The organism is Kitasatospora purpeofusca (assembly GCF_000718025.1).
GTDB classification, from domain to species: domain Bacteria; phylum Actinomycetota; class Actinomycetes; order Streptomycetales; family Streptomycetaceae; genus Kitasatospora; species Kitasatospora purpeofusca.
Window position 1 is genome coordinate 212,120 of sequence record NZ_JODS01000031.1, and the last position, 14,631, is coordinate 226,750.

15 protein-coding genes are annotated in these 14,631 nt (G+C 72.7%); 9 read left to right on the forward strand and 6 right to left on the reverse strand.

What is annotated here, in order from left to right; genetic code table 11:
• Positions 1 to 104: 104 nt before the first annotated feature.
• From IF01_RS0133315 to IF01_RS0133335, 5 genes are all read left to right on the forward strand, one after another.
• Positions 105 to 1,394 carry a class I SAM-dependent methyltransferase gene (locus IF01_RS0133315; RefSeq protein WP_030397340.1) on the forward strand — a complete coding sequence of 430 codons (1,290 nt, stop codon included), beginning with the start codon at positions 105 to 107 and terminating at the stop codon, positions 1,392 to 1,394.
• Positions 1,391 to 2,659 (forward strand): class I SAM-dependent methyltransferase, encoded by a 1,269-nt coding sequence (locus IF01_RS0133320; protein WP_030397341.1) that lies wholly within the window; start codon positions 1,391 to 1,393, stop codon positions 2,657 to 2,659. The genes IF01_RS0133315 and IF01_RS0133320 overlap by 4 nt, the downstream gene beginning before the upstream one ends.
• Complete coding sequence (locus IF01_RS0133325) at positions 2,656 to 3,465, forward strand: DUF1295 domain-containing protein (RefSeq protein WP_030397342.1); 810 nt, start codon at positions 2,656 to 2,658, stop codon at positions 3,463 to 3,465. The genes IF01_RS0133320 and IF01_RS0133325 overlap by 4 nt, the downstream gene beginning before the upstream one ends.
• Positions 3,466 to 3,545: 80 nt before the next feature.
• The gene (locus tag IF01_RS0133330; protein WP_051756698.1) at positions 3,546 to 4,190 is read left to right on the forward strand and encodes an alpha/beta fold hydrolase; all 645 of its coding nucleotides are present in this window, start codon (positions 3,546 to 3,548) and stop codon (positions 4,188 to 4,190) included.
• Between the two features lie 390 nt (positions 4,191 to 4,580).
• Complete coding sequence (locus IF01_RS0133335; RefSeq protein ID WP_051756700.1) at positions 4,581 to 4,943, forward strand: sigma factor; 363 nt, start codon at positions 4,581 to 4,583, stop codon at positions 4,941 to 4,943.
• A gap of 80 nt (positions 4,944 to 5,023) precedes the next feature.
• Here the strand turns inward: IF01_RS0133335 and ppnP are convergent, their stop codons facing one another.
• Entirely contained in the window at positions 5,024 to 5,308 is a 285-nt protein-coding gene (gene ppnP, locus IF01_RS0133340) for a pyrimidine/purine nucleoside phosphorylase (RefSeq protein ID WP_030397345.1), read from the reverse strand.
• A gap of 718 nt (positions 5,309 to 6,026) precedes the next feature.
• Here ppnP and IF01_RS0133345 point away from each other — a divergent pair.
• Complete coding sequence (locus IF01_RS0133345) at positions 6,027 to 7,229, forward strand: IS110 family RNA-guided transposase (RefSeq protein ID WP_030397346.1); 1,203 nt, start codon at positions 6,027 to 6,029, stop codon at positions 7,227 to 7,229.
• Positions 7,230 to 7,529: 300 nt separating this feature from the next.
• On the opposite strand, the gene IF01_RS0133350 is transcribed toward IF01_RS0133345, so the two are convergent.
• Together IF01_RS0133350 and IF01_RS0133355 are read right to left on the reverse strand one after the other, a co-directional pair.
• Complete coding sequence (locus IF01_RS0133350) at positions 7,530 to 8,291, reverse strand: class I SAM-dependent methyltransferase (protein WP_030397347.1); 762 nt, start codon at positions 8,289 to 8,291, stop codon at positions 7,530 to 7,532.
• Between the two features lie 284 nt (positions 8,292 to 8,575).
• Positions 8,576 to 9,775 (reverse strand): hypothetical protein, encoded by a 1,200-nt coding sequence (locus tag IF01_RS0133355; protein WP_244215706.1) that lies wholly within the window; start codon positions 9,773 to 9,775, stop codon positions 8,576 to 8,578.
• Between the two features lie 335 nt (positions 9,776 to 10,110).
• Here IF01_RS0133355 and IF01_RS49425 point away from each other — a divergent pair, with 335 nt between their 5' ends.
• Positions 10,111 to 10,293: a hypothetical protein gene (locus IF01_RS49425; protein WP_030397349.1), complete on the forward strand. Its 183-nt coding sequence runs from the start codon at positions 10,111 to 10,113 to the stop codon at positions 10,291 to 10,293.
• Between the two features lie 219 nt (positions 10,294 to 10,512).
• Here the strand turns inward: IF01_RS49425 and IF01_RS0133365 are convergent, their stop codons facing one another.
• Both IF01_RS0133365 and IF01_RS0133370 read right to left on the reverse strand, forming a co-directional pair.
• The gene (locus IF01_RS0133365) at positions 10,513 to 11,283 is read right to left on the reverse strand and encodes an MBL fold metallo-hydrolase (protein ID WP_030397350.1); all 771 of its coding nucleotides are present in this window, start codon (positions 11,281 to 11,283) and stop codon (positions 10,513 to 10,515) included.
• A 95-nt stretch (positions 11,284 to 11,378) separates the two neighbouring features.
• Positions 11,379 to 12,356, reverse strand: coding sequence for a GlxA family transcriptional regulator (locus IF01_RS0133370; RefSeq protein ID WP_030397351.1), 978 nt, complete (start codon positions 12,354 to 12,356; stop codon positions 11,379 to 11,381).
• Between the two features lie 291 nt (positions 12,357 to 12,647).
• On the opposite strand from IF01_RS0133370, the gene IF01_RS50450 reads away from it, so the two are divergent.
• Positions 12,648 to 12,929 (forward strand): hypothetical protein, encoded by a 282-nt coding sequence (locus IF01_RS50450; RefSeq protein WP_244215707.1) that lies wholly within the window; start codon positions 12,648 to 12,650, stop codon positions 12,927 to 12,929.
• 143 nt (positions 12,930 to 13,072) lie between these two features.
• Here IF01_RS50450 and IF01_RS0133380 read toward each other — a convergent pair whose 3' ends face one another.
• Entirely contained in the window at positions 13,073 to 13,711 is a 639-nt protein-coding gene (locus IF01_RS0133380) for an endonuclease (protein ID WP_030397352.1), read from the reverse strand.
• 129 nt (positions 13,712 to 13,840) lie between these two features.
• Here IF01_RS0133380 and IF01_RS0133385 point away from each other — a divergent pair, with 129 nt between their 5' ends.
• Complete coding sequence (locus tag IF01_RS0133385; protein WP_030397353.1) at positions 13,841 to 14,446, forward strand: DNA polymerase ligase N-terminal domain-containing protein; 606 nt, start codon at positions 13,841 to 13,843, stop codon at positions 14,444 to 14,446.
• The last annotated feature ends 185 nt before the right edge of the window (positions 14,447 to 14,631 follow it).

The following is a 14,631-nucleotide window of genomic DNA, read 5'->3' on the forward strand; positions in this document are numbered from 1 at the left end:
CTCGCGGTCAGCGCCCGCACCGCTACCAGGCCGTGCGGCTGCGGCCGCGCGCCCTGCTCGTCCACCCCCGCCCCGACCGCACCCCCGGAACAGGATCTACCGCCATGACCACGCACGTTGAAGCCCTCGCACCCGGCGCATTCGCGACGGCGGATCCGCAGCACTGGCCCGACGTGGCCCACGTCCCCCGCGCACCGTTCAAGGCTGCGGTGGCCCGAAGCCTCCTGCGACGCGTCGCCCGCAGGCGGGGCCTTCGGGTCGAACTTCCGCACGGACGGCTCCTCGGACCCGCCCCGGCCGCGGCGCCGGTGCTGCGCCTGCACCGGCCCGACGCGTTCTTCCACCGCGTGGGCGCGAGCGGGCTGATCGGCTTCGGGGAGTCCTACCAGGCCGGGGAGTGGGACTCGCCGGACCTGGTGGCGCTGCTCACCGAGCTGGCGACCGCCCCCGAGACGCTGGTGCCCACCGGCGCCCAGTGGCTGCGCCGCCTGTACGTCAAGCGGCCACCGGCCGGTGAGCTGAGTACGCCCGACAACGCGCGCACGAACATCCACCGGCACTACGACCTGTCCAACGAGCTGTTCGCGCTCTTCCTCGACCCCACTCTGTCCTACTCCTCCGCGGTCTTCCCGACCGACCCGGCCGGCGCACCCGTCGCCTCCTGGGCGAACCTCGCGGAGGCCCAGCACCGCAAGATCGACCGGCTGCTGGACCTGGCCCGGGTCGGCGTGGGCAGCCGGGTGCTGGAGATCGGCACCGGGTGGGGCGAGCTGGCGATCCGCGCGGCCGCGCGCGGCGCGCGGGTGGTCAGCCTGACCCTCTCCGAGGAGCAGCTGGCGCTGGCCCGGCGCCGGATCGCCGAGGCCGGTCTCGCGGATCGGGCCGAGGTGCGGCTGTGCGACTACCGCGCCGCCGAGGGCGAGTTCGACGCGGTGGTGAGTGTGGAGATGATCGAGGCGGTCGGCCGGCCGTTCTGGCCCGCCTACTTCGCCACCATCGACCGTGTCCTGGCCCCCGGCGGCCGGGCGGCACTGCAGGCCATCACCATGCCGCACGAGCGGATGCTGGCCAGCAGCGGCACCTACACCTGGATCCTCAAGTACATCTTCCCCGGGGGCCAGATCCCCTCCACGGAGGCCATCCGCCAGGCCACCGCGCGACACACCAGCCTGCGCGTCGCCGCCTGCGACTCCTTCGGCCCGCACTACGCCCAGACCCTCCGGCTGTGGTGCGAGCGCTTCACCGAACGGGCCGACGAGGTGGGCGCGCTCGGCTTCGACCAGGTGTTCCAGCGCATGTGGGAGCTGTACCTGGCCTACTCCGAGGCCGGGTTCGCCGCCGGCTACCTGGACGTCCACCAGATCCTCCTCACCCGTCCGGAGCCGACCCGATGACCCCGGCCGCCCGCCTCGCCGACCTGCTCACCGACCTGCTCGGCCGTCCGCTGCCGTTCCGGCTGAAGGCGTGGGACGGCTCGACCGCCGGCCCCACCGGGGCGCCGACAGTAGTGCTGCGCAGGCGGCGCGCTCTGCGCCGTCTGCTCTGGCAGCCCGGCGAACTCGGCCTGGCCGACGCCTTCATCAGCGGCGACCTCGACGTCGAAGGCGAACTGGGGCCCGCGCTGTCGCGGGTGCGGGCCGCGCTGGCCGGAGGCGCCCCGGTGCGCCCCGGCGTGCGGGACTGGCCGAAGCTGATCGCCGGCGCCGCGCGCCTGGGTGTCCTCGGTCCGCGACCCGTGTCGCCCGGCGGCCGTGCCCGGGTGCGGGGGACGCTGCACAGCCGGGCCCGCGACCGTGCGGTGATCAGCCACCACTACGACCTGTCGAACGAGTTCTACGCCCTGCTGCTCGGCCCGGCGATGGCCTACTCCTGCGGTTACTGGACGTCCGGGAGCGACACCCTGCAGAGCGCGCAGGAAGCGAAGTTCGACCTGATCTGCCGCAAGCTCGACCTGCGTCCCGGCAGCCGCCTGCTCGATGTCGGCTGTGGCTGGGGGGCACTGGCCGTGCACGCCGCCCGCGCCTTCGGCGCCCAGGTCACCGCCGTCACCCTCTCCGCGGAGCAGCACGCTTTCGCGACCGCTGCCGTCGAAGCTGCGGGCCTGGGCGAGCGGGTGAGTGTGAAGCTGTGCGACTACCGGGAGATTGCTGACGGCCGGTTCGACGCGATCAGCTGCGTCGAGATGGGCGAGCACGTCGGCGACCGGCTCTACCCCGCCTTCGCCCGCCGCCTGCGGGACCTGCTGCACCCGCACGGACGGCTGTTGGTGCAGCAGATGTCGCGTGGTGCGGTCGCGCCGGGCGGCGGAGCGTTCATCGAGAACTACATCACCCCCGACATGTCGATGCGCCCGGTCGGCCGGACCGTCGCACTGCTGGAGGAAGCGGGCCTGGAGGTGCGCAACGTCGAGGCGCTGCGCGAGCACTACGCCCGTACCATCGACGCCTGGCACGACAACCTGCGCGAACGCCGCGGCGAGTTCACGGCGCTGGTCGGCGAGGCGACGGTGCGTCTGTGGGAGCTGTACATGGCCGGCAGCTCGCTCGCGTTCGCCGAGCGGCGGATGGGCGTGGACCAGATCCTCGCCGTGCGGCCCGGCCAGGACGGGACGAGCGGGGTCCCCGCCACGCCGGCCGACTGGTACCAGGGGCAGCCGTGAACACCACAGCGTTCGCCGTCGGTCTCGCCGCCACGGCCGCGGCGGCGCCGGCCGTGCTGCTGGCCGCGTTCGCGGTGGGCGTGCGCACCGGCCGCCACCGCGGCGTCGACGTCGCCTGGGGCCTGGCCTTCACCGCCGTGGCCTGGACCGGCTATGTGCTGTCCGCCGGCCACGGCGACCCGGCACGACGCCTGCTCGTCACGGTCCTGGTCACGGTGTGGGGGCTGCGGCTGTCGGCCCACATCTGGTCGCGCTCGCGCGGCCACGGCGAGGACCCCCGGTACGACCGGATGCTCGCCAAGGCCGCGGGCGGGCGCCGCAACCTCTACGCACTGCGGATGGTCTACCTGCTGCAGGCCGCGATCGTCTGGTTCGTCTCGCTTCCGGTCCAGGCCGCCCAGTACCTGACCGCCGGGCTCGGCCCCTTCACCTTCGCCGCGGTGGTCCTGTGGGCGGTCGGGATGTTCTTCGAGACCGTGGGCGACTGGCAGTTGGCCCGGTTCAAGGCCGATGCGGCCAACCGCGGCAAGGTCATGGACCGCGGACTGTGGGCCTGGACCCGCCACCCCAACTACTTCGGCGACGCCTGCGTCTGGTGGGGCCTGTTCCTGCTCGCGGCGTCAGAGCCGGTCGGCTGGGCGTTCGTCCTCAGCCCGGTCCTGATGACCTACCTGCTCGCCTTCGGCAGCGGCAAGCCCCTGCTGGAGCGTCAGCTCGGCTCCACGAAGCCGGGCTGGGAGGCCTACGTCGCGCGCACCAGCAGCTTCCTGCCCCGGCCGCCCCGCCGGTCACGGGGCGCCCCGTGACCGGCACGGTGCCACCCGCCCCTCCAGGTCGTGCCGACCTCGGGTCCGGGGAAGTCCCACGGCCCGGGAGCCGGCTGCGTTTGCACCACACACCCGAGCGTCCCTCGGCCGCCGTGCTCCTGCTGCACGGCGGCCGGGCCCACAGTCTGCAACCGGTGCCCCGCCTCGCCCTGGCCAGGCTCCGCATGCACCCGTTCGCCTGGCGGATCGCCCGACGGCCGTGGGGCCGACAGACACTGGTCGCATCGGTTCGGTACCGCCACCGGGGCTGGAACGGCCCCCACGCCCATCCCGCCCAGGACGCGCTTCAGGCCCTTGGCGACCTGTCGGCACTGGCCCCGGGCGTGCCCGTGGTTCTGGTCGGGCACTCGATGGGCGCCCGGGCGGCACTGGCCGTCGCCGTCACCGGGACGGTTCGCGGGGTGGTCGCCCTGGCACCGTGGTGCCCGCCCGGCGAACCGGTGGCCCACCTGCGCGGCAGGGCCGCCGTCTTCCTGCACGACGAGGCCGACCGCGTCACCTCGGCCGCACAGACCTGGGACTTCGCGTACCGGGCAGCCGCGGCCGGAGCCGACGTCCAGTGCGTCCCGATGCCGTCCGGCGGGCACGCGATGCTCCGCGGTGCCCGCCGCTGGCACGAGCTGGTGGCCGATCACGTCGGCGCGGTCCTCGCCCGGACACCCGCCACGCACCCCGGCGGCCGGCCGCCGAAGGGGCAGGGCTGAGCGTTCACCGGGAACGTCTGGGCCCCCGCCACGGCAACCGCCTGCCTCGCGACGGCCGGGCCGGCACGCCCACGACCCGGGCACGGTCCTGGTTTGCCCCGTCCGGGTGGAAGCCGCCCACCGCGGCAATCCGGCGGGCGCGCGACCCCGAAGTCCGGGTGCGCGCCCAACCGGTCCGACTCCCCACCGGCACGGCGTCGTCGGGCGGGGCTTCGGAACTCAGGCCGAAGCCCCGCCGCCCACCCTCCGGCGCCCGGGTACCGCTCGGGCTCACCAGGCCTTCGGTGAGCGGGAGCCACGCCGGCGGGCCGACACCACCGAACCCGTGAGTACCCAGTGACCTCCCCGACATCGCCGGATCCCGCGCCTGACGCGATCGAGGATCTGGTCGTGCGTGTCGCCGCCGGTGACACGCACGCCTTCACCCTCCTGCACGACGCCGTGGGCGCCGCACTCGTCCTGATCGTGCTGCGCGTCGTTCGCGACCGCGGTCACACCCAGGACGTCGTCCAGGAGGTGCTCCTGGAGATCTGGGCCAAGGCCCACCAGTTCCGGCCGGACCGCGGGAGGGCGATGGCCTGGATCGCGACCATGGCCCACCGCCGTGCCGTCGACCGCGTGCGGACCGTGCGCGCCGCCGCGGACCGGGACCAACGCGCCGCCTTGCTGGACCACCGGATTCCTTGCACCGCCAAGTCCCGGGTGCGCGACGCACTGCTGCGCCTGCGGGCGTGCCTGGAAGACGACACCTGAGGCGCCCTGCGCCCGGTCTGCCGAACGTCCTCTCCCGGGGCACCTCCCTCCCGATCCGGAGGCCGGGGCGCTCCGCGACGTCAGTCGCGGTACTCGCAGAGGTAGGCGGTCTCGACCGCACTCGTGACCTGGAACCTGCTGTCGGCCGGGACGTCGAACCGGTCGCCGGCCGTGAAGGTCTCCCACTGCTCGGAGCCGGGCAGCCTGACGGTCAGTGCACCGCTGACCACGTGCATGGTCTCCCGCTTCGCGGTGCCGAACTCGTAGTCACCGGGCGCCATGACGCCGACGGTCGCCGGACCTTCCTCCGCCGTGAAGGCGATCGACTTGACCGCGCCGTCGAAGTACTCGTTGACCTTGAACATCGGCATCCTCTCGGGAGACGGGCAGACGAGGGACGCTCCGCCCGTCGCGGGCCGACCCTCGGCGAGGGAAGGCTACCGGTAGCCCTCACCGCCCTTCCGCGCAGGTCGGGTGTGCGATCGACCACCCGCCGCCGGACCCGGAGCCGGGCAGGTGTCGCACACCGTCCGGTCGTTGTCCGGGGCGTCGGCATGCGAGGTCCGCACGTCCCTCCACGTGGAGCGCCTCGGCTCCGAACCGTGCCACGTGCACGAGAGCGCCCGCGGACGCCTGCACCGTCCCGGCCCGGGGCCCCGCAGGTGGCGTCGTACCGCTCAGGGATCGCTCCGGGCCACCGCATCGACAGGACCTCGGCCGTCGCCGACAGCTCACGGCGGCTGATCCGTGCACTCCTGTCCAGCTCACCGGACTCGCTGACCGCCGCGCCAGGGCGGTGCGGAGGTCGGCGAGTCCGAGTCCGGGCCGTCCACGCGGGCCCGTTCTCTCCCCCGTTACCTTCTTCGTGGCCCCGCAACGGGGCTCCCGGCCTCCGGTCCGGCATGACTGTTCCCCCCTGTAGTTCGCATGATCCGGGGGGTGGTGTCACCGGGCCGGAGGCATCGGTAGACCGCTGATAGAGGCAGGACCACCAGCGTGCTGGGAGGCTCTTCGTAACGTGGATGCCGGCGACTGGTGCCACGCCAACGAGGCCGGGACAGCACGACCTCGTAAGGGATCAGCGTGATCGACACCGGCGATGTGGATGTCTTCCTCGGCCTGGACGTCGGCAAGGGCGAGCACCACGGCACCGCGGTGACCCGGTCGGGCAAGCGGGTCTTCGACAAGCGGCTGCCGAACAGCGAGCCCAAGATGCGGGCCGTGCTCGACAAGCTCACCGCCAAGCACGGCACCGTCCTGGTCGTCGTCGACCAGCCCGCCTCCATCGGCGCTCTGCCACTGGCGGTGGCCCGGGACGCCGGCTGCCGCGTCGCCTACCTGCCCGGCCTGACGATGCGCCGCATCGCCGACCTCTACCCCGGCGAGGCCAAGACCGACGCCCGCGACGCCTTCGTCATCGCGGACGCCGCCCGCACCATGCCACACACCCTGCGCGGCATCGAGCTCACCGACGAGACCATCGCCGAGCTGGAGATGATCGTCGGCTTCGACGACGACCTGGCCGGCGAGGCCACCCGCGTCGCCAACCGCCTGCGCGGACTGCTCACCCAGATCCACCCGCACCTGGAACGCGTGCTGGGACCGCGGATCGACCACCCGGCCGTCCTGGCCCTGCTGGAGCGGTTCGGCTCACCGGCCGCCCTACGCAAGGCCGGACGCCGCCGCCTGCAGAGCGTCGCCCGGCCGTTGGCCCCGCGCATGTTCGAGCGTGTCGTCGAGGACATCCTCACCGCACTCGACGAGCAGACCGTGATCGTCCCGGGCACCGAGGCGGCCGCACTGATCGTGCCGAGCCTGGCCGGCTCACTGCGGGCCGTCCTCGACCAGCGCAAGATCCTGGAGAAGCGGATCCAGGAACTGCTCGACGAACACCCGCTCTCGGAGATCCTCACCTCCATGCCCGGCGTCGGCACCCGGACCGGCGCCCGCGTCCTGATCGACGTCGGCGACGCGAGCGCGTTCCCGACCGCCGCCCACCTCGCCTCCTACGCCGGTCTCGCCCCCGCCACTCGCAGCTCCGGGTCCTCCATACGCGGCGAGCAACCCTCCCGCCGCGGCAACAAGCAGCTGAAACGAGCGTTCTTCCTGGCCGCGTTCGCCTCACTCAGCGACCCGGCCTCACGCGCCTACTACGACAAGAAGATCAACCAGGGCAAGCGGCACACCCAGGCCCTCCTCTGCCTGGCCAGACGCCGGGTCGACGTCCTGTTCGCCATGCTCCGCGACGGCACCCTCTACCAATCCCGGCCAGCCGGATCGGCCTGAATCACCGAGACTCCGGATCTCCACAAACCGGACAGTCGTACTCGTCGGCGGAGTCCACCGCGACCAGATGACCGCAGAAGTCACAAGGCCGCAGGCCCTCATCCGCAGGCACCAGAACAGTCCGCTCGTCTCCCATGCACACCAGGGTGTCAGATCACCCTCCCCGCAGTCACCGACCCCTTGACCAAACACATAGAGGCACCCCCCCGCGACTCGTGCATGGACGCGGCCGTCGACCGTTGCCTCCTCGACGGTGTCCTGGTGGGCCGGTTGCAGGCCGGCACCGGGCAGGGCCGCGGTTCAGGCCACGGCGCGGAAGACGAACGCCGTCATCGGGGCGGAGACCGGCCCCGGGCCCAGCCGGGCCGTCATCTCCTCGATGACGGTGGCGCGGACGGTCGGTCCGTCGCCGCGTTCCTCGACGGCCGCGCGCACCGGTGTTCCGGTGAGGTATCCGGCGGCGAGGTCGGCGGTTGACGCGGCCCGGCCCTGAAGTGTCAGTTCCTGCTCTTCCTCGACGGCGAACCCGGCGGCGGCCAGATCAGCGGCCACGACAGCGGGGTCGGCGTAGCCGTGCGGAACCGTCCGGAAGAACTGCGGCGGATCGACCGGAAAGGCCCGCTCCAGCCCGGCCTGCAGCGCGACTTCGAAGGCGTGCGCCCCGAGCGGGCCCCAGGTGTTGAACAGGAACCGGCCGCTCGGAGCGAGGACTCGGCGGACCTCGGTGAAGGCCCCGATGCGGTCAGGAAAGAACATCACACCGAACTGGCAGGCCACCAGGTCGAAGCCCCCGTCCGGGAACGGCAGCCGCTGCGCGTCGGCCTGCCGCCATACTGCGCCCGGGGATCGAGCGGACCCGAGAGCGACCATGGCCTCGTTGAGGTCGGTGGCCGTCACCTCGGCGGACGGCGCCGCCGCCAGCAGGGCAGACGTCAAGACTCCAGTCCCTGCGGCCAGTTCGAGGATCCGCCGAGGGCGGAGTGCCGCCGCCCTGGCAGCCAGGTCCCCGGCGAAAGGCTGGAAGACCACCGGCACGAGGTACTGCTCATAGGCCGCCGGCATGGACTCGGACCACCGTCGGTCGGCATTGCTTCCCGCCACCCTCGTAACAGTAGCGTCGCGTCAGGAAACCTCTTCCCGCCGCGCCGCCGTGCCCTGGAGCTTGCCCCGCCTGACGACCGGACAGGGCAAGGATCCTCTGACGCGGCACTGGCTCACAGCGCCGCCACCGCCACCGCCGGCCCCGTCCGCATCGGCTGCCGGGCCCCCGCGACCACGGAGGGCCGCCACCGGGAACAACCGGCGGCGGCCTCCGCCGTGCGGCCCGGACCCGCACGGCGCGGTGGTCAGGCCTTCGTGCCGGAATCCCCACCGGACGCGGGGGCGGTGGGCTTGGACGTGTCGGTCTTGCCGCCCTGGTTGAGCATCCCGCCGAGGGTGCTGAGGTTGCCGCCTCCGCCGGTCAGGGCCGGTGCCGCCTTTCCGGCCGCGTCGACCGCGATCTGCGCCATCTTCTGGAGGTGTTCGGTGGCGGTCTTCAGGGCTTCCTGGGCGCGTATGCCGGCTTCCTTGTCGTTGGTGGCCGCGGATTCGATGCCCTTGCTGAGCACCTGGCTCATGGTGTTGAGGCCGCTCATGTCGCGGAACAGGTTCGTGGTGGCGATGGCCTGCGCCGTGTGGAGGCCGACCGGGTCGGGCAGCACCACCGTCGGCGCGAACTTCGCCTGGGAGGTGCCCATGCCGGCCGCCGTGGTGTCGAGGTTCTGCGCGCGTGAGGCGGTGGACACCGGGGCGATGTCGGCCGGTGTGATCTGGATGGGCGAGTCCTTCCAGTTCCAGAAGCGGGTGAGGTCGATCTTCTCGGCCGAGTTGGACCGGCCGAGGACGGCCTCGGCGGAGACGCCGTTGGTGGCGATGGCGATGGTGTTGGTCGCCGGTGCCCCGAACGTGTTGTCGCCCGCCTTGCGGGAGTCGGTCCACTCCTGTCGTTCCTCCTCGCTGGCGAAGTTCCAGCGGAAGCCGAGGTAGTTGCCGGTGGCGGCGATCGGCTTCGGGTCCAGCAGGGTACCGAGCGGGACCGGAGCGGCGGTCGAACCCGCCGGGCTGTAGGAGTAGTTGGCGAGGATGCGGCTGAGCGTCAGCTCGTCGGCGTTGGCCCACACGGCCTGGCTGTAGTGCCGGCTGTTGTCGTTCAGGTGGTCCAGGACCGCCTGGGGCACGTTCCCGCCCCGCACGTGGAAGCCGGGCGACGCGACGTAGGTGCGGCTGCCGGACTTCACCGTCGAGCCGAACAGCCCGCAGATGGTCGAGGCGCCGCCGGCGTCCTCGGACAGGTCGGGCGTGACGGTGGTGGTCGCGGCGACACCGAAGTTCGCCACGCCCGAGGTCATCTTCAGGCGCAGCCCGGCGAGGCTGCCGCGGGCTGCCTTGCCGGACCAGGCTTCGAAGGAGAGCAGCTTGTCGGCGCCGCCGAAGGTGTAGGACGCCTGCTGCGCGCCGGAGCCGCCGATGCCGCCGCAGCCGAAGGTGTGGCTCGGGAAGACCACCTGGACGCCGCGGATGCCGTCGGTGTCGGACCAGACGTCGATCCGGGACGCGTAGGAGGAGTCCGCCTTCGGCCGGTCGTCGAAGGTATCTGCATGGGCTCCGTTGTCGTGGCGGGGATCGGTAGGTCCACGATCGCCGAGCCCGGCGGCGGGCGCCTCGGCCCGCGGACCGGAACTCGCCTGGCCGATGACACGGTCTCCCTTTCGTTCCTTCGGCCGATACGCCGATCCGCGAAGATCCCTGGGTTGGAGCCGTGGTCACTTTCCGGAGCTCCCTCTGGCACGAGCCGCGGCCTGTCGGCGCTCCACCCCTCGGTCGTCCCGACTGGCTGCTGGTGGGCGTCTTCACGGCCGCCGCCCTGGTCGAGGGCGCCGTCCGGCCGGATCTGGCCTGGCGACCCCTGGTGACGGTGCTCGCCCTGGCGCTGATGCCCGCCCTGCTCTGGCGGCGGAGCCGCCCCCTGATGGCCGCCCTGGTCGGCTGGGGGGCGCCGGGTTGCTCCTGGTCCTCCAACTGACTGCGCACACGGGGGACCTCGGCCTCTACGCCATGATGGCCGTCCTTCTCCCAGGGCTGCGCGCGGGCCTGCGCACTCCCGGTGACCTCCACCGGCTGGTGGCCGGGGACGAAGCTCAGCTGGCCCAGCTGCTGACCGGTCAGGACCGGACGATGGTTCTCGGCGACGGCAAGCTGGAACGGATCACCACAGGCGCCAGTTCCTGCGCGCCGCGCGCCCTCACCGGTGCGACCCCCTGCCCGTGTCCGGCGTGCGGCGGGAGAGGCGGCCCGCGGAGTCCAGCCGGGACAGGCGGTCGTGTTCGCGTTCCGCCCAGCGTCGTACCCGGTCGGGGTCCAGCGCGGTGCCGTGGCCGACGTGGAGTGCGCCGGGGCCGAGGGCGAGCATCGCGCGGAGGCTGGCGAGGTTCTGCCGGGGGTCGTCGTGGAAGGGCGGGTTCGCCGGCCTGCGGGGGATCAGGCCCATGAAGGAGTTGGCGATCAGGTCGCCGGCGACGAGGTCGCCGTCGTCCGTGAGGACGGACACCGATCCGGCGGTGTGCCCGGGGGTGGGCATGATGCGGCCGGCGATCCCGAAGTCCTCCAGGCTCGTCCTGCCGCTGACCAGTACGCCGGGCTCCACGGGCTCGGCCCGGACGTGCAGGTTCTTGTTGCGGTCCATCAGGCGTCCCATCGGGCCGGTGGGCAGGTACGGTTCGCGGACCCGGCCGGTGCGGTACGGTCCCAGGTCGGCGACGTGGCCGGCGACGGGCGCGCCGGTGAGGCGGTGCAGTTCGGCGGCGGAGCCGAAGTGGTCGATGTGGCCGTGGGTGAGGACGATCAGTGAGACGTCGGTGGGGTCGACGCCGTGCGCGGTGATCCGGTCGTAGATCTTCCGGCCGCTGCCGGGCGTCCCGGCGTCGACGATGACGGGCCGTCGGCCGAGCAGCAGGTAGGCGTTGACGGCGTGCCGGCCGAGGACCGGGATCGGGACGACCTTCGTGCGGGACATGGTGGGCTCCGGGCTGCTGGTTTCGGGCATGGTGGGGGTCCGCCGGGCGCGGCGGTGGGTGGGCGGGGGTTGCGGCGTCCGGCGGGCGCGGGTGGTCAGAAGCGGCGGCGGTACTCGGCCGGGGTGGTGCCCAGGCGTCGTCGGAAGGAGCGGTGCAGTGTGTCCACGGAGCCGAGGCCGCTGGAAGCGGCGATCTCCGGGAGGCTGAGGTGGCTCTCTTCCAGCAGCCGGCGGGCGGCCTCCAGTCGTGCGGACTCGACGTAGGCGGCCAACGTGGTGGAGGTGCGTTGTCGGAACAGGCGGGAGAAGTGGCGGACGCTCAGGTGCAGTCGTGCGGCGAGGGCTTCGGCCGAGAGGTCCTCGGTCAGGTGCTCGGCGATCCACACCCGCAGGTCGTCGATCCGGTCGCCGCTGTCGCTCTGGACGGAGAGCGGCACGCTGAACTGGCTCTGCCCGCCGGAGCGTTTGACGTACATGACCATCGCCCGGGCGGTGGCCAGGGCCAGCGCCTGGCCGCGGTCCTCGGCGACCATCGCGAGCGCCATGTCCATCCCCGAGGTGACACCGGCGCAGGTCCACACGCTGCCGGAGCGGACGAAGATCGGATCGGGGTCGACCGCGACCTCCGGATGCTCGGCCGCCAGGCGGGCCGCGGTGAGCCAGTGGGTGGTGGCGGACCGGCCGTCGAGCAGCCCCGCCGCGGCCAGCAGGTGCGCACCCGCGCAGATCGACCCGACCCGGCCGGCCCCGGGCGCCGCCGTGCGGAGCCAGTCGGTGACCGTCCGGTCGATCACCGGCTCCACCGTGTCGCCGACCAGGTCGATCGCGCCCGCCACGAGCAGGGTGTCCACCCGGCCGTGCACCGCGTCGAGGTTGAGGTCGGCCATCAGGCGCACGCCGCTGGAGGTCGTGACCGGTTCGCCGTCGGCGGTCGCGATCTGTACGACGTAGCCGGGCCGGCCAGGACCGGCGACCCGGGTGGCGACGGCGAACACCTCGGCCGGTCCCGTGACGTCCAGCAGCTCGACGCCGGGGAAGGCGGCGACGACGACTCGGTGGAGTGACTGGGGCATGCCCCGATCATGGTGCCCGGCCCGCGGTGGCCGCAATGACGAGATCGTCGCAGATCCGGCCACGGGGTCCCCGCCGGACGGCCGACGAGCGGTCCGGCGGGGCCCGGGAGTCGTAGGCTGGACATGTCCGAGGAGGGCATCGCTGCCGCACGCGCCGAGGCCGCCGAACTGGGACTGTCCAACGCTGAGTTCAGCAACGGCGACTGCGCCGAGCTGACCGGTTCCTAAGACCTGATCACGGCCTTCGACGTCGTCCACGACCTGGCCCGGCCGACGCGGACGCTCGCCGCGGTGGCCGGCGCGCTGACGGACGACGGGGTGTTCCTGATGGGCGACATCGCCGCCTCCAGCCGGCTGGAGGAGAACATCGACCACCCGCTGGGGCCGGCGCTCTACACCTTCTCGACGTTCTACTGCATGAGCGTCTCGCTCGGCGAGGGCGGCGAGGGCCTGGGGACGGTCTGGGGGGAGGAGACCGCTCGGCGGATGCTCGCCGAGGCCGGGTTCGGCCGGGTCGACACGCGGCGGGTGGAGGGCGACATCCTGAACGTCTACTACGTGGCGCGCCGTTGAGAGCCGTGCTCCCCGGCCCCGGACGTCTCCGGGGCCGGGGAGCACCTGTGGTCGGTCAGGAGAGGTGGCTGACGTCGTCCGACCCGACCGGCGTCCCCGCCGAGCGGCACCCCGGCGGGGGGCTCTCCTCCGGTGCGATGTCGTCAGGCGGCCTGGAGTTCCTTCGCCGCGCTCTTCGAGAGGCCGACCCGCACCAGGGCGGCGGCGAGCTTCGCGTGGTCGTCCGGCGGGACAAGGCCGCCGAGGTCGTGGGGCGTGTGCGGCAGACCGAGATCCTCCGCCGTCGCGCAGGCCCGCTCGTCGAAGAACGGGCGCAGCTGCGGCCAGACCGCCTGGGCCTCCCGGCAGAAGATGTCCGCGCCGACCGGGCCGATCCGCGGGACCTCCTGCAGCAGGTCGTGCAGCGCGTCCGCGCGGCCGTCGGCCGCCTCCCACATCCGGCGGAGGTCGCCGTGCCAGCGGTCGAGGACGAGTTGTGCCCCGTCGCCGAGGGCGGTGGCGGTGCTCTCGTCGTACCGCACGTAGTGGGCGCGGCCGAGCGCGTCCACGCGGTCCTGCCAGTCGGAGCGGGCCATCGCCCGGGGGGTTCGCAGGCCGGCCCGGAACAGCTCCCGTGCGGCGGCGGTGGCCGTGCCGGCCTTGATGCGGATCGAGCACAGCACCGTGAGTACCAGCAGCTGGTACAGCGGCGCGGGCTTGTCCCGCAACGTGATGCCGCCCTCCTCGGCGTACGTCCGGCCGTGTTCGGACAGCAGCCTGGAGGTGATCGTGTCGACTGTCATCGCCCTGACACCTCGCCTTCCGCAACCCCCGCGGTGCTGCGACTTCCCCGAATCCTCGCCCTCACGCCGAACGTGTCGGGCGACCTCGGCGGGGCAGGCGCTCGATCGGGGGCGGGAGGAGGACGAGCGATGCCCGGAGCGGACATATTGGCGGAGTACCGCCGGAAACGGGACTTCCACAAGTCCCGCGAGCCGAGCGGCGACGATGGCGCCGCCGTCGGCCCCGAGCTCGGTTTCGTGGTGCAGATCCATGACGCCAGCACCATGCACTTCGACTTCCGTCTGGAGGTCGACGGTGTTCTCAAGTCCTGGGCGGTTCCCAAGGGGCCGTCCGGTGATCCGCACGACAAGCGCCTGGCCATGCCGACCGAGGACCACCCTCTGGAGTATCGCGACTTCGAGGGGACCATCGCCAAGGGCGAGTACGGCGCCGGAACGGTGATCATCTGGGACGAGGGCAGCTATGTGAACCGCAGCACCGACAGGTGGGGACGCGAGATTCCGTTCGCCGAGGCGCTCGCCCACGGCCACGCCTCGTTCAGGCTGGACGGCCGCAAACTGCACGGTGACTGGGCACTGACCCGGTTCCTGGAGGGCGACGGGGAGCGGGAGTCGTGGCTGCTGGTCAGGCGCGGTCACCGCGCGGGACGTGGCGCCCCCGATCCCCGACGGGCCCGCTCGGCACGCAGCGGACGGACGCTCGGGCAGGTCGCCGCTGAGGAGGCCGACGGATGACCCTGCTGGGGCAGCGGCGTCCGAGGCGATGCTGCCGACGTCCCCGGGCGGTCTCACCTGCGGCGGTTTCAGTGCGGCTCCAGCGGTTACTGAGGTTTTCGTTCTGTTGTCGGTGGTGACAGGTAGTGATCCCTGCGGTATGCCGGTGGTATGCGGTATGCGCAGGGTGGGGGCCTGACCGCTGA